This window comes from Alishewanella jeotgali KCTC 22429 (assembly GCF_000245735.1).
Lineage (GTDB): Bacteria > Pseudomonadota > Gammaproteobacteria > Enterobacterales > Alteromonadaceae > Alishewanella > Alishewanella jeotgali.
The window spans coordinates 1-16,960 of record NZ_AHTH01000041.1; the positions used below are offsets into that span (position 1 = coordinate 1).

13 protein-coding genes are annotated in these 16,960 nt (G+C 50.8%); 8 read left to right on the forward strand and 5 right to left on the reverse strand.

Going from position 1 to position 16,960, the window contains the following annotated elements:
• Positions 1-60 precede the first annotated feature (60 nt).
• Positions 61-798: a dihydromonapterin reductase gene (folM, locus tag AJE_RS12505; RefSeq protein ID WP_008951173.1), complete on the reverse strand. Its 738-nt coding sequence runs from the start codon at positions 796-798 to the stop codon at positions 61-63.
• A 171-nt stretch (positions 799-969) separates the two neighbouring features.
• Here folM and AJE_RS12510 point away from each other — a divergent pair, with 171 nt between their 5' ends.
• The 6 genes from AJE_RS12510 (at position 970) to AJE_RS12535 (ending at position 8,640) form a co-directional block, all read left to right on the forward strand.
• Complete coding sequence (locus AJE_RS12510) at positions 970-2,610, forward strand: methyl-accepting chemotaxis protein (protein ID WP_008951174.1); 1,641 nt, start codon at positions 970-972, stop codon at positions 2,608-2,610.
• 90 nt (positions 2,611-2,700) lie between these two features.
• The gene (locus tag AJE_RS12515; protein ID WP_008607000.1) at positions 2,701-3,729 is read left to right on the forward strand and encodes a substrate-binding domain-containing protein; all 1,029 of its coding nucleotides are present in this window, start codon (positions 2,701-2,703) and stop codon (positions 3,727-3,729) included.
• A 126-nt stretch (positions 3,730-3,855) separates the two neighbouring features.
• Positions 3,856-5,250 carry a phosphate ABC transporter permease subunit PstC gene (gene pstC, locus AJE_RS12520; protein WP_008951175.1) on the forward strand — a complete coding sequence of 465 codons (1,395 nt, stop codon included), beginning with the start codon at positions 3,856-3,858 and terminating at the stop codon, positions 5,248-5,250.
• Between the two features lie 6 nt (positions 5,251-5,256).
• Complete coding sequence (gene pstA / locus AJE_RS12525; RefSeq protein ID WP_008951176.1) at positions 5,257-6,624, forward strand: phosphate ABC transporter permease PstA; 1,368 nt, start codon at positions 5,257-5,259, stop codon at positions 6,622-6,624.
• 41 nt (positions 6,625-6,665) lie between these two features.
• Positions 6,666-7,454, forward strand: a complete 789-nt coding sequence (gene pstB, locus AJE_RS12530) for a phosphate ABC transporter ATP-binding protein PstB (RefSeq protein ID WP_008607008.1) — start codon at positions 6,666-6,668, stop codon at positions 7,452-7,454.
• Between the two features lie 148 nt (positions 7,455-7,602).
• On the forward strand, positions 7,603-8,640 hold the full coding sequence (locus AJE_RS12535; protein WP_008951177.1) for a porin: 1,038 nt from the start codon (positions 7,603-7,605) through the stop codon (positions 8,638-8,640).
• A gap of 314 nt (positions 8,641-8,954) precedes the next feature.
• On the opposite strand, the gene AJE_RS12540 is transcribed toward AJE_RS12535, so the two are convergent.
• Positions 8,955-10,322 carry an IS4 family transposase gene (locus AJE_RS12540; protein WP_008949889.1) on the reverse strand — a complete coding sequence of 456 codons (1,368 nt, stop codon included), beginning with the start codon at positions 10,320-10,322 and terminating at the stop codon, positions 8,955-8,957.
• Positions 10,323-10,569: 247 nt separating this feature from the next.
• Here AJE_RS12540 and phoB point away from each other — a divergent pair, with 247 nt between their 5' ends.
• On the forward strand, positions 10,570-11,256 hold the full coding sequence (gene phoB / locus AJE_RS12545; protein WP_008951178.1) for a phosphate regulon transcriptional regulator PhoB: 687 nt from the start codon (positions 10,570-10,572) through the stop codon (positions 11,254-11,256).
• Between the two features lie 6 nt (positions 11,257-11,262).
• Positions 11,263-12,600 (forward strand): phosphate regulon sensor histidine kinase PhoR, encoded by a 1,338-nt coding sequence (phoR, locus tag AJE_RS12550; protein WP_008951179.1) that lies wholly within the window; start codon positions 11,263-11,265, stop codon positions 12,598-12,600.
• On the opposite strand, the gene AJE_RS12555 is transcribed toward phoR, so the two are convergent.
• From AJE_RS12555 to ppk1, 3 genes are read right to left on the reverse strand one after another with little or no spacing between them, the layout of a single operon-like run.
• Positions 12,587-13,201, reverse strand: a complete 615-nt coding sequence (locus AJE_RS12555; RefSeq protein WP_008951180.1) for a DNA-3-methyladenine glycosylase I — start codon at positions 13,199-13,201, stop codon at positions 12,587-12,589. The genes phoR and AJE_RS12555 overlap by 14 nt on opposite strands.
• A complete protein-coding gene (locus AJE_RS12560; protein WP_008951181.1) occupies positions 13,201-14,754 on the reverse strand; it encodes a Ppx/GppA phosphatase family protein in 1,554 nt (517 codons plus the stop codon). Before AJE_RS12560 ends, AJE_RS12555 begins: the two co-directional genes overlap by 1 nt.
• Positions 14,751-16,883, reverse strand: coding sequence for a polyphosphate kinase 1 (gene ppk1 / locus AJE_RS12565; protein ID WP_008951182.1), 2,133 nt, complete (start codon positions 16,881-16,883; stop codon positions 14,751-14,753). Before ppk1 ends, AJE_RS12560 begins: the two co-directional genes overlap by 4 nt.
• Positions 16,884-16,960 lie beyond the last annotated feature (77 nt).

Genomic DNA, 16,960 nt, shown 5'->3' on the forward strand with positions numbered 1-16,960 from the left:
GCCTCCTACTCGATTGCGCCGCGTCTAAACTTCAGTGTTGCGTTGGGGTTTACGCGAAACTCAGGGTAAATTTAAATGCCGACCGCCATCCAGCGCCAGTACCCGTCCGGTCAGATAGCGGCTGTCCAGAATATAGCGTACTGCTGTTACCACTTCCTGTGCCCCAGGTTCACACTGTAACAACGACTTTTGCAAAGCCTGCTGTTTATATTCCTCGGCATCACCGGCATTAAACATCAGTAGCGCCGGCGCTATGGTATTAACTTTAATCTTTGGTGCAAATTGCCGGGCAAAAGACAGGGTCAGGTTCTCTAGCGCGGCCTTGGACGCTGCATAGGCAATATGTTTGCTACTGCCAACACTGGCCACAAAATCGCTCAGCTGAATAATATCGGCCTGCTCACTGAGCTGCAGTTGTGGCTGCAGCGCACGGTTAAGCAAGTAGGGCGTACGGGCATGAATTTGCTGCAAATAATCAAAGCTTTCTGCTTCTGCTTGCAGTTGCGCCAACAAGGAGTCTGCCGTTGCCGGCGGATCCTTGCGCCAGTCCGAGGCATTATGGATCAGCGCCCGCAGTGGACCAAGCTGCTGCAGCTGGCTGATAAAATCCGCCAGGCTATTTAGATCGGTCAGATCGCATTGATAGGTTAGCACGCCGGCGGCTTTAAGTTGTGCCAGGCCCGGTCGCTCACTACGGTAGCTGGCCACCACCTGATAACCGGCCTGTTGTAGGTCTAACGCCAGTGTCAGGCCGACACGCTGCGCGGCACCGGTGATGACGATAATGGGTTTATGCATAGGAAATCCTTGGTTAATTGCCTGACGTTTTGACGGTCAGGCAGGCGTAGCAGCTAGTATATACTTTACGCTTACCGCCGTGGATCCCTGCGTAAGCATTGCTGCTGTCATAAAAAGTACACACTTAGCTGCTAAGTTGCCGCCAGTTTCACTCCGATGCAGGTCCTCACTATGCTTAATTTCTCTACCATCGCCAGCCGGGTGCTGCTGTTGGGACTGGTACCCCTGGGTTTATTGCTGCTGGTTTTGGTGGCATCTTTTCAGGCCGCTAACAGCAAGGACCAGCTGTTTCAACGCCTGTATCATGAACACCTGGCGATCCTGTCTGGTGTTATGCAAAGCCAAAAAATTCTGCAACAGCAGGCGCTTAGCGAGGTGCAGCAATATAAATCCGGCTGGTCTTCGGCCGAGGCGACCCGTAGCAGCGTGCAGGCGCTACTGGCTGAAGCCGCCACGCAATGGCAAGGTTTTAGCGAGCAGCGCACGATAAAATCGCCGGCGGATGAAGAGGCCTTTGCTGCTTTGGATGCAGCCTTTGCCAAAGCCGTTAAACACTATCAGGACTGGATTGGTTTTGTCGGCGATGATGCGCTGCTAATCAAAATTTTGAATGACTCCAGCATTAATAACGAATTTAAACAGCAGATTGCCCCTTTTGCTACTCTGGCTGAGCAGTTTATTCAGCAGCAAATCGATGCTGCGGCTGAGGTACGGGATGCCTCTGAGCAGCTAACCGGGCAGATGCTGTTGGTGTATCTGGTGGGCGGCGCCTTGCTAACCGCCTTTGTGTTATTGCTGATCTGGCAAACCCGCCGTGCGGTGAATAAGCCGCTGACCCGGCTGCGTGATCTGTTGTTACAACTGGAACAGCAAGCCGATTTAACCTTACGCGCCGATGAACGTGGCCGTGATGAGATTGCCGAAGCGGCCCGGGCACTAAATTTAATGCTGCAGCGCTTTGCTGGCCTGCTGCAACAACTAGGTGGCAGTGCGCGGGAGCTGAGCAGTCAGGCGACGCAGGTGTCCGGCATTAGCGATCAGGTGAATAGCGGTGCTGCGGACCAAGCCCGGTTAGCGGATCAATTATCTGACGCGGTCAGTGAGATGATGCAGGCACTGGATCGGGTGGCCAGCCATACCGGCTCGGCCAATCAGGTCAGTCAGAATGCCAGCGCTCTGTGTCAGCAGGGCCAGCAGGTAAGCCAGAAGAGTATGCACAGCGCCGAACAGTTGGCGCAGCAAATGGCCGCCGCCGCCAGGCTGATGCAACAATTACAGCAAGACTCCGGCAAGATCTCCGGTGTGCTGGAAGTTATCGGCAAGATCTCGGAGCAAACCAACTTACTGGCGTTAAATGCGGCCATTGAGGCGGCACGCGCCGGTGAGGCCGGTCGCGGCTTCTCAGTGGTTGCCGATGAAGTACGTACCCTTTCCGCCAATACCAAGCAGGCCACTGAATCGATCCGGCAGATGATTAGCACCCTGCAACAACAAGCGGATAGTGCTTGCTCCAGCATTGCCCAGGCCGATGTACAAGCGAAAGACAGTGTCGAGCAGGCCAGGGCAACCGAGCAGCAATTCCGGCAGCTGGCAGCTGAGGTTGCGACACTCAGTGATATTAATCAGCAAATTAGTTTGGCAGGTAATGAGCAGCAGCAAACCGCCGGCCGCTTTGTGTCAGGTATTGCGGCCATGCATCAGGCCAGCCAGCAATTGCATCAGGGCGCCAGTCAGTCGTCGCAGGCGGCAGAAGAACTCACCGCGCTGGCGGCAGAGTTAGAGCGTGGCTGGCAACAATTTCGCACTAACTAAGAAAAAATTTTCTATTGTCATATTGCTGAAATAAAAAGCAAGCAGACTAAGCCCGTACAAATTGAAACGTCCACTTTGAGGAATGATTAAATGAAAATCAAAAACTTAACTAAACTGGTTCTGGCCACTGCCGTATCACTGAGCTTTGCCGCTCAGGCACAAGCTACCCGCGATACTATTCAAATCGCCGGTTCATCAACTGTACTGCCATTCTCTTCTATCGCTGCTGAAGAGTTTGGTAACAGCTTTGCTCAGTTCAAAACGCCGGTTGTTGGCTCAGGTGGCTCTGGCGGTGGTTTACGTCAATTCTGTCAGGGTGTTGGTACTAACACTATTGATATCGCTAACTCATCACGCGCTATCCGTCCTGCCGAGCTGGACAGCTGTAAAGCCAATGGTGTGACTGAAGTTATCGAAGTGAAGATCGGCTATGATGGTATCGTCTTTGCTTCACGCATTGATGCCGGTACTTTTGCTCTGCAGCCGGTGCACGTATTCCTGGCTCAGGCCGCTCAGGTACCACAAAATGGCCAGATGGTCGCTAACCCTTACACACGCTGGTCACAAATCGACAAGTCACTGCCAGATCAGGCGATTCTGTTAGCTATCCCTGGCTCAAACCACGGTACCCGTGAAGTATACGAAGAGAAAGTGATTCTGGACGGTTGTAAGACGCTGCCAGAAGTAAAAGCCATGCCATCTGCTGACCAGAATAACTTCTGTTTAGCAATGCGTACTGACGGCCGCGTAGTTGAAATCGCTGGCGACTACACTGAAACTCTGGCCCGCTTACAGGCTCAGAAAGACGCAGTCGGTGTATTCGGTTTAAGCTTCTATGAAAGCAACCGTGACCGTATTAAAGTGGCTACCGTAAGCGGTATCGTACCAACTATCGATAACATTATCGCTGGTACTTACCCGGTATCTCGCCCGCTGTTTTTCTATGTAAAAGGCCAGCATATCGGCGTGATCCCAGGTCTGCAGGAATATGCTGAGTTCCACGTTTCTGAAGCGACTTCAGGTTTTGGTAGCCCACTGGAAGCTGCAGGCCTGATCCCACTGGCTGATGCTGAGCGCGCTGAAGTTCTGCAAACTATCCGCAGCAAAAAATCTCTGTAATATCTGATATTACGCTAAGGCGCCTTAGGGCGCCTTTTTCGTTTACGCCACTTTGTCATAAAAGTGCAATCTTGATACTTTAAGCTAGTATCAGTGGATTATCTGGCAATCAGTAGCGGAGCACTGATGAATAACTTGTCACTTATAATTATTTTGCTGGTATTGCTGGCTGTAGCCTATCAGCTGGGCATGCAGCGTAGCCGTAAACTGGCTGGTGGTCAGAATAGTGCCAGCCTGCACTCGCGGCCACATCATTACGGCATGATGGTTGGGCTTTGGGCGGTACTACCGCCATTCTTTATTATGCTGCTGTGGAGTTGGCTATCGCCAGCGGTGATCCAGCAACTGGTGTTAGCCTCTTTACCGACTGAAGTGTTGAATAGTGGTGAGCAGGCACAGGTATTAATGCGTCGCATCAGTAACCTGGCAACCAACTTTGCAGTATTAAGCGAAGCAGCCGATTGGGAAATCAATGCCGCAAACTATCTTGGCGCGTTACAGCAAAAAAGCGGTTTGTTACTGCTGGCGCTGATGTTTATTGTTGGTGCACTAGGGCTACTTGTCAGTTATCAGAAGATCCGGCCATCATTACGTGCCCGCCATCAGGTCGAGAAAGCCTTAATGGCGACCTTACTGATCTGTTCAACCATTGCGATTTTAACCACTATCGGTATCGTCTTGTCGATGGTTGGCGAAACGCTGAAGTTTTTTAGCTTTATTAAGCCCACTGATTTCTTTTTTGGTACCACCTGGAATCCGCGTTTCTCCACCGCTGGTGTTGCCGACGGCTCCCTGACCGGGAGTCAGGGCAGCTTTGGTTTATTACCATTGTTATCAGGCACTATGCTGGTCGCCGGTATTGCGTTATTAGTGGCGATTCCACTGGGTTTAATGGTGGCTATCTATATGGCCGAGTATGCGCCGAAAAAGGTGCGTGACACCGTAAAACCTATTATCGAGGTATTGGCCGGTATCCCGACCATTGTCTATGGCTTCTTTGCTTTAGTGGTGGTAGGGCCCTATTTAGCCGATTTGGGGCAGATGCTGGGACTTACCATCCGCGCTACCTCTGCCCTGACTGCCGGTGTGGTAATGGGAATTATGATTATCCCTTTTATCTCCTCATTATCTGATGACATTATTACTCAGGTACCCAAAGCGCTGCGCGACGGCTCCTTAGGTTTGGGTGCGACTAAGTCCGAAACTATCCGCAAGGTAGTACTACCTGCAGCATTGCCTGGGATCGTTGGCGCCGTATTACTGGCAGCCAGCCGCGCCATTGGTGAAACTATGATAGTAGTGCTGGCGGCAGGTAACAGCCCGTCGTTAACTGCGAACCCCTTTGAAGCCGTATCGACGGTAACCGTAACTATTGTGAACCAGTTAACAGGTGATAATGATTTTGCCAGCCCGCAATCATTAGTGGCCTTTGCGCTCGGTTTAACCTTGTTTGTGATTACCCTGTTACTGAATATCGTCGCTTTGGTGATCGTCCGTAAATACCGTGAACAATACGAGTAATAGCTTATGAAAACTGTGCAGACTTCTGCGTCTTCAACTTATAGCGCCAGCCCGGTACAGCAGCAGGTAGTGCGCTCATTAAAGAAAAGGCACCGTCAGGAAAAGCTATTTCGTTTTGCCGGTATGACGGCGGTAGGCATCAGCTTACTGTTAGTCGCCTTACTCTTTATCAATATCTTCTCTAAAGGCTTACCGGCGTTCTGGCAGCATGGTATTGAGCTGGAGATCCACTTTGACCCGGCAGTGGTCAAGATCAGTGAACAACCGGTGCTGCAGGCCGGCGAATCGCCACAGGCTTTTGAGCAACGGCATCTGGCCTGGCGCTCTGAAGTCGGGATGGTCAATTTTAACCGCTTAATTCAGGATGCCCTGCTAAAGGTGATTCCGGACGGCGCGCAGCATCGGCGGGATTTGGCGCGTATTGTGACCTCAGGCGAGCGTTTTGCGCTGCGGGATAGAGTTATTGCTAACCCCGCTATTATCGGGCAAACCCAAAAGCTGTTTTTATTAACCGATGCCAATATTGATGTCTGGTTAAAAGGCAATATCGATCGCAGCTTACCGGATGAGAAGCAGCAGTTAAGTCCAAAGATGCGGGAGTGGGTTGAAAGTCTGAAAGCGGAAGGCGTGATTCAGAATCGCTTTAGCTGGGCCCTGTTTATGAACCCTGATTCACGCAGCTCACTGGCCTCGGCCGGCCTGGCCGGTGCCTTTATGGGCTCGCTGTATATGATGCTGATAGTGATCCTGCTGGCGGTGCCAATGGGCGTGGCAGCTGCGATTTATCTGGAAGAATTTGCACCGAAAAATAAGTTTACCGATTTGGTGGAAGTGAATATTAACAACCTGGCTGCAGTACCTTCTATTGTATTTGGTTTACTGGGTGCCTCGATCTTTATCGGCTGGTTTAATCTGCCGATGTCAGCCCCCTTTGTTGGTGGCCTGGTATTGAGTTTGATGACCTTACCCACGGTGATTATTGCGACCCGCTCGACGTTAAAAGCTATTCCGCCGTCAATTCGTCAGGCAGCTTTAGGCCTGGGGGCGTCAAAAACTCAGGCGGTATTTCACCATGTGTTACCGCTGGCGATTCCGGGCATCCTCACCGGTGCCATTATCGGTGTCGCCCAGGCGCTGGGTGAAAGTGCACCTTTACTGCTAATTGGCATGAAATCCTTCGTCGCTTCAGTGCCGTCCAGCGCGATGGAACAGTCTACGGCGCTACCGGTACAGATTTATTTATGGCAGGGTAATGAGCTGCGGAATTTCTTTGAAGCCAGAACTTCAGCCGCCATTATTGTGTTACTGGGATTAATGCTGACCTTAAATGGTCTGGCAATCTGGTTACGTCGTCGTTTTGAAGTGCGTTGGTAACAGTTGGCCCGCCTAACCGTTTTTGAATACAGGAATTAAGTATGACTACTGCAAAAGTTAATGAAGCCGGCCAAAAAATTAAAATGACGGCCCGTGATGTCAAAGTATTTTACGGCAGCAACCAGGCCATCCACGGCGTGGATATGGATATTGTGGAGAATGAAGTGATTGCCTTTATCGGCCCGTCAGGCTGTGGTAAATCGACCTTTTTACGCTGTTTAAACCGGATGAACGACACTATCGACAGCTGCCGGGTAACCGGAGAAATTGCACTGGATGGCCAGGATATTTATGCGCCGTCACTGGATGTGGTGCAGCTGCGGGCTCAGGTCGGTATGGTGTTCCAAAAGCCTAACCCTTTCCCGAAGTCGATTTATGAAAATATTGCTTATGGCCCGAAGTTACATGGCTTGGCCAGCAAAAAATCGGATCTGGATGATGTGGTTGAGTCCAGTCTGCGCCGTGCCGGTTTATGGGATGAAGTTAAAGATCGTTTAAATCAACCGGGTACCGGTTTGTCAGGTGGTCAGCAGCAGCGTCTGTGTATCGCCCGCACTATCGCGGTCAGCCCGGAAGTGATTTTAATGGATGAGCCGTGTTCAGCGCTGGATCCTATTGCGACCTCGATTATCGAAGAGCTGATCACCGAGTTAAAGCAGAACTTTACTATCGTGATTGTGACGCACAATATGCAACAGGCGGCGCGGGTATCAGACCGTACTGCGTTCTTCCACCTGGGTAATCTGATTGAAATTGGTGGCACCAACGACGTCTTCACCAACCCGACACAGAAAAGAACCGAAGACTATATTACCGGTCGTTACGGTTAAGTTTTTGTTTTATCTCGCTATCTCCAAAGGCCGGTTATCCGGCCTTTGTCATAAAATCTTCATGCAAGAGCCACATTACTGACATCTTTGTTACTGATAATAAGTCCCGTGTTCAGCATACCAATAAAAAGCTAATCAGGAGAGTTCCATGAAAACCATCAAATTAAGTTTAGTTGCCGCCGCACTGTGTTCAGTAATGGCGACCCCGGCTCTGGCTAACACGGTACAGATCTACGGCCGCGCTCACCTGTCAGTTGATTCACTGGATAACGGTGTAGACAGCGGTACTAACGTATCAAGCAACTCCAGCCGTTTAGGTTTCCGTGCCAAGCATGAGCTGGATGGCGGTTTAGAAGCCTTTATGCAAATTGAACAGAATATCCGTTTTGACGAAGGTTCAGGTAACTGGGCTTCACGCGATTCTTTCGTCGGCTTAAAAGGCGGTTTTGGTACTGTGCGTATCGGTCAGTTTGACACCCCACTGAAAAACGTGCGTGGTAAAGTGGATATGTTCGGTGACCGCGTAGGTGATATCCGTAACCTGACCCGTACTTCTACTGCTGGCGCAACCAACGCTAACATCGGTAACGTCTTTGACGAGCGTTACAGAAACGGCGTGGCCTATACTTCACCAAAATTTGGTGACTTCGTATTTGATTTCCACTACACGCCACATAACAACACTGGCGCTACTGTAGACAACATTCAGGAATCTTACAGCATGTCAGTAGCCTACGAAGTAAAAGGCTTCTATGCAGCTGTGGCTTACGAGACCTTTGAAGGTGCTAACGGTTTAGATCCAAACGCGGTTCGGGTTGGTCTGTACTATGACCTGACCTCAGATCTGCGCGTTTCAGGTATGTATCAAACTGCCAGCGATGTACCTGGCGGTGACCGCAATGTTTACGGTCTGGGTACCAGCTACAAGATGGGTGATTACACTCTGCGTGGCCAGTACTATGTTGCCGGTAAGAATGACGTAGCCGAATCAGGTGCCAATATGTTTGTGTTTGGTGTTGATCGTAACTTCGGGCGTGCTTTAACGCTGTATGCAGCTTATGCCGTGACGTCAAATGACGACAATGCAAACTTCCGCGTTACTGCCGGTGGCCGTGATACCCAGCTGAATACCGTTACTGGTCAGGACGCTAAAGCGCTGTCACTGGGCGTGGTGTACAATTTCTAATCTGCTGTTCAGTAGGGCTTGTTGACGTTTGCTGGTTGTTTTTGCAGCTGAGTGGCTGGTATTTATACAAGGCAGAGCTTGTGATGTGTAGTTATTCTACATGAACAAGCGATAACGCAGTAGAAATGCCAGCCACACGCTGCCCGAAGGGTTCGTCTGGCGGCGCTTTGCTCTTTGTCACTCGTCGTTTATTTAGAATAACTAAACCGCACTCCTCGTTTCGCGATCAAAACACCGCCAGACGAACAAAATCTAACCAGCAAACGTCAACAAGCCCTAGCATTATCTTACCCCGCCGTTGGCCTGTCTCTTGATCACAAGTCAGCCTCAAGAGACTTTGCTAGGTCATAACCTTCAAGGATGGTTTGTAGTTTGAACCATCCTTGCCACAATACCTTGACCGAGGCCTTGCCGGTTTGTTTTGTATCTTTCCACCCACCGAGCTTTGCAAGCTCGGTATAAGCCCACTTCATCGAGGGGACGGTGTCAGGTAAGGTCCTGCTGACCCGTTTTATCCATAACAATTTCCAGGCTTTTGGCGACAGCACCTGTTCACAACTTATCTCGTCTGGTTGTTCGCGCGCAAACTTCAGCTGCACTATTCTTACAGCAATAAAGGCGCTGATGGTCACAAGCCGCTCAATGTTATCTTTACTTTGTAAGCGGGCATTCTCAATATCTGTACCATCCGTTTTCCAGGCTTTGTGATATTCTTCTACTAACCAGCGATGCTCGTAATAACGGATGATGTTCAGTGCATCTGCTTTGCTCTGGACTGGTTCGGTAGTCAGCAAATGCCAATTTAACGCGTTTTTGTCATCGGCTCGCTCTTCGCACCCGACATAATAAAGCGATAGTGATTCGCCACGCTTATTTGCCGGCACTTGCAACGTGACTGGCGCAAAGACAATGTCTACTGTTGCTGTACGTGCTTTACGTCCACCTTTTTGCGCTATATGGATTTGCTTTTGTCCGGCGCTTTCAAGACCTGCAGCATAGTCGTAGAGCTTCTGTTCAGACTGCTCAATATGGCGACTCTGCATGGAACGAACCACGAAGCGATGTTGCTTTGAGAGCTTATACTGCAAGTACTCATAGATATCAGCTTCGCGGTCGCAGACGGATATCACATCGGCCATTTTAGCGCCTAATCGTGCCGATAGATTGACCGAAGCAGACTGCCACTTGAAGCTTTCTTTCTCTTCATAAGGTGTTTGTGTTCGCACATGTTTCTTTCCGCGCGTGCTGATATCCCGTGTCCAGCGGGATTGTTCAATTAATCCAACAAGCTCTTGTTGCTCAGGAGCGAATAACAAAACGCTGTGCGCAAGTATGCCCCGATAGTTATTTCCTTGATTGACATGACCAAGCTCATCTCGCACGGAACGATGGCTGTAAGTGATGGCAGTGGTATCCTCTAAAGCCAGTAATAAATTATGTTTGGCGGCTTGCGCTGCTGTGACCAGATAGCCTGCTTTTGCTATCGCGTCAGCATTGACGTGCTCATTACGGATAAAACGATAAGCGCCTTCCATATCGGCGGGGGATTGTGTAATAGACACGAATGGCTTTCCTGGATCGTTTGCTAAGGTTTCCGCTAACTTTACCAGACGTGTGGTTCGGCGGGGATCCCCTAAGTCGGCCTGACCAAAAGTACTTTTTGCCCATTGTGCATTGTTCATCAGTATTCACCTTTAGATTAAGTGAAAGATCTGATCGGAAAGCGTGCGGAGAGTTCAAAAAATCCCCCAGTAAAAACCGGGGGATTTGTGTATAAGAGACAGGCCGTTGGCGGGGTTTTTTTGTTTATAGGCAGCAGATAACTACTGATTATTCAGCTGTTTCTGGCGGCTTTATTCGCGGTTTTCATAAAACTGTCATATTATGCTTTGATAATAGGGCAAAGTTTTATTAACAGGCTAGCGAACTATGTCAAGACGAATACTGGTTGTTGAAGATGAAGCCCCAATCCGCGATATGCTGTGTTTTGTACTTGAGCAAAACGGCTATCAGCCTTACACCGCCGACAGCTTTGATGCGGCGCTCAATCAATTGGTTGAACCCTATCCTGATTTAGTGTTGTTAGATTGGATGTTGCCTGGCGGCAGTGGTATCCAAATCGCCAAAAAAATTAAGCAGCACGAAGTAACCCGTAATATACCGATTATTATGATCACCGCCCGTGGCGAAGAAGAAGACAAGGTGCGCGGTCTGGAAGTGGGCGCTGATGATTATGTGACCAAGCCTTTCTCACCGAAAGAGCTAATGGCGCGGATTAAAGCGGTGATCCGCCGCGTGGCGCCGACCAGCCTGGACGATGTGATCGAAGTTCAGGGTTTAAAACTGGATCCGGTATCACACCGGGTCAGTGCTGCCGATCAAGCTCTGGATATGGGGCCGACAGAATTCCGCTTATTACATTTCTTTATGACGCATCCGGAACGGGTTTACAGCCGCGAGCAATTATTGGATCATGTCTGGGGTACCAATGTCTACGTTGAGGATCGGACCGTTGATGTGCATATCCGCCGCTTACGCAAAGCCATTTCGCCCAGTGGCCATGACCGGCTGGTGCAAACGGTACGCGGCTCTGGTTACCGCTTCTCTGCGAAGTAATCTCTGATGCGCCTGTTGCTGTCAAAGCGACAGATCCTGGCCAAGGTGTCGCTGTATTATGGTGCCGCCGCCTTTGTCGGCCTGTTGTTTGGTCATCTGTTATTGGCATTGTTGCTAATGACCCTCGGCCACCTGCTGTGGCAATACAAACATATCTTTCTGCTTGATAAGTGGCTGTGGCGCGATCGTAAACTGACGCCACCGGCTGGTGATGGCAGCTGGCAGCAAATCTTCGACGGCATTTATTTCCAGCAGCGGCGGGAGCGGCGTAAACGCAAAGAATTACGCACTCTGGTACGGCGCTTTCGTGATGGCGCGGAAGCACTGCCGGAGGCCGTGGTGGTGCTGAATGAAGACTGGAATATTATCTGGTGTAATAAGTTAGCCCAGCTGCTGGTTGGTCTGCGTTGGCCCAGCGACGAAGGACAGCGGATTGATAACCTGATCCGCTCACCGGAGTTTCATCAGTATCTGAAGCAGCGCAACTTTCAGCAGCCGCTGGAAGTGATGTCACCGACCACGTCCAGCATTATGCTGGAATGTAAAATGATGCCTTATGGCAAGGCGCAGTTTCTGTTGATTGTCCGCGATATTACCCAGTTGAAGCAGCTGGAACAGATCCGCAAAGACTTTGTCGCCAATGTCTCGCACGAATTGCGCACGCCGCTGACGGTGCTGCAGGGCTATCTGGAAATGATGGATGGCAGTGCCCAGCCGGCAGCACCGATCTGGCAAAAGGCCCATGGCGTGATGCTGGAACAAACGCGGCGCATGGATAGTCTGGTGCAGCAACTATTGACGCTGTCACGGATTGAAGCCGCGGCCCGGGTGCAATTTGATCAGGAAGTGGATGTACCGGCGATGCTGGCACTGATCCAGCAGGAAGCGGAGACGCTGAACCGTGATAAGCAACATAGCCTGCAGTTTGAGATTGATCCTGAGCTTAAAGTGACCGGTGCGCCAGAGGAGCTACGCAGTGCCTTCTCTAATCTGGTGACCAATGCCATTAAATATACGCCGCCGGGCGGCGTGATCCAGGTTAGCTGGCAGCGTGATGGCCAGCGCGCACTCTTTACCGTCACCGATAATGGCGAGGGCATAGCGCCGCAGCATTTAAAACGCTTAACGGAACGCTTTTATCGCGTTGATCAGGCTCGGGCGCGCAATACCGGCGGTACCGGCCTTGGCTTATCGATTGTCAAACATGTGTTATCCCGCCATAACAGCCAGCTGCTGATTTTCTCTGAACCCGGCCAAGGCAGTACCTTTTCCTTTGCCTTGCCACCCGAATTGGTGCTGGGTGCTCAGACGCCGAAAAAGCGCGCTAAATTTAAGGTGAAGTAAGGCCGAGGGCTGAGCGCAGGTCCAGACTAGCGACCTGTTGTATCAGCTGCGGGTAGCGGAAACAATCAATACTGTGGTCATTGACCATACCACAGGCCTGCATATGGGCGTAAATAATGGTCGAGCCAACAAACTTAAAGCCGCGGCGTTTTAAATCAGCGCTAAACGCATCGGACTCGGCCGTGCGCGCCGGATAATCGGCCAGGGTCTGGCGTTGATTTAACAGCGGCTGATAATTGACAAATTGCCACTGATAACGGGCAAAGCTGCCAAACTCCTGCTGCACTTCCAGAAAACGGGCGGCGTTATTGATGGCGGCGGCAATTTTTAGGCGGTTGCGGATCAAGCCCGGGTTTTGCAATAAACGCGCGGCGTCCTGCTCAGTAAAGGCGGCGACTTGCACCGGATCAAAACCCGCAAAGGCCTGACGGTAATGTTGCCGCTTCTTTAGTACTGTATACCAACTCAGGCCGGCCTGAGCCGCTTCCAGCGTCAGATACTCGAACAAGGTATTATCATCAAGCACAGGCACGCCCCATTCCGTATCATGGTAGGCGACATAGTCTGGCTTACTTTGGTCCAGCCAGGGGCAGCGGCACATCAGACCGCGTCCTGATTGAGCTGGGCATCGTTCAGATCCTGCAGCGCCGGGATGTCCAGTTTAAAGGCAATTTTCTTCAGGCTTTTCTGCTCCTGCTGCAGATCGGCTGCCAGCACGGTTTGTTGTTGCAACCAGCTCAGTGGCAGCTGCAGCTGCAATGACTGTACCCGAGCGCTAGCCTGTAAGTCGGGTAAAAACTCATCCCGGCGTTTCTGATTCAGCAGTACCGCCAAACGCAGCAGTACCAGCAGGTTCATCACCAGCGGCAATTCATACAGGCTGAAATAGGGGATTTCATCAGCCCGGATTTTCCGGCGATGAAACCGTACCAGGCAGGCCAACAATTGTTGCTGTTCCTGGTTAAAGCCAGGCAGGTTAGCGTTTTGCAGAATATAGGCCGAGTGTTTCTGCACACCAGAGGAGTTAATCTGTAAGCCAATTTCGTATACAGTGGCGGCAAAGCCGAGCAGTAGCGCGGCTTCGTCGGTCAGTTGCCAGCTGTCTTTTACCTGTGCCAGCAGCTGCAAGGCGGTCTGTTTTACCCGCTCGGCCTGCGCCTGATCGATAGCATAGCGCTGCACCAGGCTCTGGATACTCTGCTCCCGGATATCCAGATGCTGTAACCTATCGGTCATTTCATACAGCACGCCTTCGCGCAGCGCGGCATCGACGTAAACCAGTTGCTCAATTTGCAGCATTTGGAAAGCGGCGATCAGGATACTTAAGCCGGAGCAGATTAACAGCTTCCGATCCTCGGTTAGGCCGGTGAGCTGCAGTTCATCACAGCTGTCAAACTTCTGCAGATAGTCTTTTAGCTGTAACAGCTGTGTCAGCTCCAGCGCTCCCTGACTCCAGCCCAGCCCGACCACAATATCGCGAATGGTTTTGATGGTGCCTGAGGTACCCACCGCTTGCTGCCAACCGCTGGCGCGGAAGCTGCTGACAATAGGTTCTAATTCTTGCTCGGCCTGAACAATAGCGCGCTGAAAACGGCGGCTACTGATTTTTCCGGCCCCGAAATGGGTTTTGGCATAGCTGACACAACCCATATTACGACTGGCCAGCCGTAATGGCTGACTGCCTTCACCAATGGCAAACTCGGTACTACCGCCACCGATATCCATTACCAGACGCTTGCCATCGAAATGTTCAAAATGCGCCACGCCCTGATAGATAAAGCGGGCTTCTTCCTGCCCGGAAATCACTTCGATTGGGAACGGAAATAAGGTTTTGGCGCGGCGTAAAAACGTTGCTGCATTCTTTGCCCGGCGCAGGGTATAGGTTGCGATGACCCGCACCGATTGCGGCGCGAAGGGTTGCAGCGTATCGGCAAATTGCCGTAATACCGTCAGGCCGCGTTCAATGGCCTCTTCACTTAGTACCAGATCGTCGTTTAAACCTTCGGCCAGTTGTACCTTTTGTTTTTCGCGATGTAGCAGTTGAATATCGCCCTGCACTATGCGGGCGATCACCATATGAAAGCTGTTCGAGCCCAGGTCCACTGCCGCCATATAGGCACTGGCGGCGTTGTCCTGTTGTGGGGTGTTTGTCAAAATTCTGGTTCTGCCTGTTGCTGCGTTAGTTGGCTCTGGCTGGCAAAGAATTCATAAATACTTTGCTGCGAACGGATGTTCCGTTTATTGCCACGCTTGACGTATGGATTGCTTTGCTTAGCATCAATAATACGGGCTTTCACGTTATCCCGCCACTGAATATCCAGCGTGGTTAGTACGGTTTGTTTGATTTTTGCATCCAGGATCGGTACCCCCACTTCCACCCGCTGGTCGATATTACGGGTCATCCAGTCGGCAGATGAGATATAGAGATCAGTATCACCGCCATTGTGAAACACATAAACCCGGGCGTGCTCCAGAAAGCGGTCGAGGATACTCAGCACCTTAATATTCTGACTCTTACCCGGAATACCAGGCACCAGTGAGCACATGCCACGGATAATCATCCGGATCTTTACCCCAGCCTGACTGGCTTTGTACAGTAACTGCACAATGTCTTCGTCTACCAGGTTATTGACCTTCAGAAAGATTTCAGCCTTGCGGCCACTGGTCGCAAAGTTTATTTCGCGCTGGATCAGCTGTTGTAACTTGGGCCGGCTCCAGGTGGGCGAGACAATAAGATGGTTAAAGGTAAAGGGCCGGTACGAGTACTGGATAAACTCAAATACCTGCTCAATTTCGGCGGTGATGTCAGGATGGCAGGTAAAGAGGCTCATATCGGTGTAAATACGGGCGGTTTTCTCATTAAAGTTGCCGCTGCCAATATGGCCGTAGCGCACCGGCTTGCCCTTTTCCAGCCGGGTGATTAAGCAAATCTTGGAGTGAATTTTCAGTGTGGTCTGGCCGAAGATCACTTCAATACCGGCATCGGTCATCTTACGTGCCCAGTTGATATTGTTTTCTTCGTCAAAGCGCGCTTTCAGCTCGACCACGACGGTGACCTTTTTACCGTTGCGCACCGCATCCAGTAAGGCATGGATCACCCGCGATTGTTTGGCGACCCGGTACATAGTGATGCGGATATGGGTGACTTTAGGGTCGAACGAAGCCTGACGTACCCACTCAGTAAAATAACCAAAGCTGTGGTACGGGTAATATAACAGGATATCACTGTTACGAATGGCATCGAAGGTGGTAGGGTGCTGCTCAAAGTCCGGGCTGGGTAAAGGCGGCAGCGGCGGAAATTCCATACTCTGGTGTCCCAGATTCGGAAAGCCGATAAAGTCTTTAAAGTTACGGTAGCGGCTACCGGCAATCAGTGCATCCATTGAGCCGGTGCCCAGCTGTTTGGTCAGCACCTTCAGCATTTGCTCTGGCATGGCGGCATCGTAAACCAGCCGGGTCGGTTCTGACTTCAGCCGTTGCCGGATCCCCTTGGACATCTTGTCGATTAAGCTTTGATCCAGCGTATCACTGATATTGTATTCCGCATCCCGCGTCAGCTTCAGTGAGAAGGCGCAAATACTGTCGAACTCAAAGAAACCCTGGAATAAATCGGCGACACAATGGTTGATAATATCGTCCAACAGCAAAATCTGGCGCCGGTAATGGCCGTTTTTCTTACGGGTATTCAGATGCAGTGGCAATTCAATAAAGCGTGATACTTCATCGGTCGGTACCTGCACTATCGCATATTCCGGTTTGTGGCTACCGGTCATTTCCACCATCAGATAGGTGGTGTTATCTTCCAGAATTTTACCCAGCGAGGCATCGGTACTGGAGAGGATGATAGGCGAGATATGCTTCTTTACTTCATTATTGAAAAAGGCCCGCACCCAGGCCGACTGCAGCTCAGTTAGCTTACTGTCGTCAATCAGCTCAATATTATGCTTGCGCAGTTCTAACTGAATATCGAGATAAATTTTATTAAATTGCTTACCCAGTTGCAGCACCTGATTCTGGATTTCAATCAGTAGCAACTCAGCATCTTCGTGCTCGTAGGTTTGGTATTTCTTCAGCAGGATACGGCGCTTAACGTCTGCCACCCGCACCCGGAAAAACTCATCGAGGTTATTAGAGTAAATACCCAGAAAACGCAAACGTTCAATCGGTGGATTGCGGGTGTCGGCAGCTTCCTGCAATACCCGGCCGTTAAACGCCAGCCAACTGAGTTCACGCGGAAACAGCGGGTATTCGATTGCCGCTGTTTGTGGTGAGGACGATTCCATATAGTGTGCTCCTGCTTACAGCCTGGATTTCACTCTATGTCAGTTTTATGACAGAGCGATGACAGGGCATTCCCGTG

Coding starts and splice junctions, on each gene's coding strand:
- folM (WP_008951173.1), bottom strand. CDS start 798: ATGCATAAACCCATTATCGTCATCACCGGTGCCGCGCAGCGTGTCGGC.
- AJE_RS12510 (WP_008951174.1), top strand. CDS start 970: ATGCTTAATTTCTCTACCATCGCCAGCCGGGTGCTGCTGTTGGGACTG.
- AJE_RS12515 (WP_008607000.1), top strand. CDS start 2,701: ATGAAAATCAAAAACTTAACTAAACTGGTTCTGGCCACTGCCGTATCA.
- pstC (WP_008951175.1), top strand. CDS start 3,856: ATGAATAACTTGTCACTTATAATTATTTTGCTGGTATTGCTGGCTGTA.
- pstA (WP_008951176.1), top strand. CDS start 5,257: ATGAAAACTGTGCAGACTTCTGCGTCTTCAACTTATAGCGCCAGCCCG.
- pstB (WP_008607008.1), top strand. CDS start 6,666: ATGACTACTGCAAAAGTTAATGAAGCCGGCCAAAAAATTAAAATGACG.
- AJE_RS12535 (WP_008951177.1), top strand. CDS start 7,603: ATGAAAACCATCAAATTAAGTTTAGTTGCCGCCGCACTGTGTTCAGTA.
- AJE_RS12540 (WP_008949889.1), bottom strand. CDS start 10,322: ATGAACAATGCACAATGGGCAAAAAGTACTTTTGGTCAGGCCGACTTA.
- phoB (WP_008951178.1), top strand. CDS start 10,570: ATGTCAAGACGAATACTGGTTGTTGAAGATGAAGCCCCAATCCGCGAT.
- phoR (WP_008951179.1), top strand. CDS start 11,263: ATGCGCCTGTTGCTGTCAAAGCGACAGATCCTGGCCAAGGTGTCGCTG.
- AJE_RS12555 (WP_008951180.1), bottom strand. CDS start 13,201: ATGTGCCGCTGCCCCTGGCTGGACCAAAGTAAGCCAGACTATGTCGCC.
- ppk1 (WP_008951182.1), bottom strand. CDS start 16,883: ATGGAATCGTCCTCACCACAAACAGCGGCAATCGAATACCCGCTGTTT.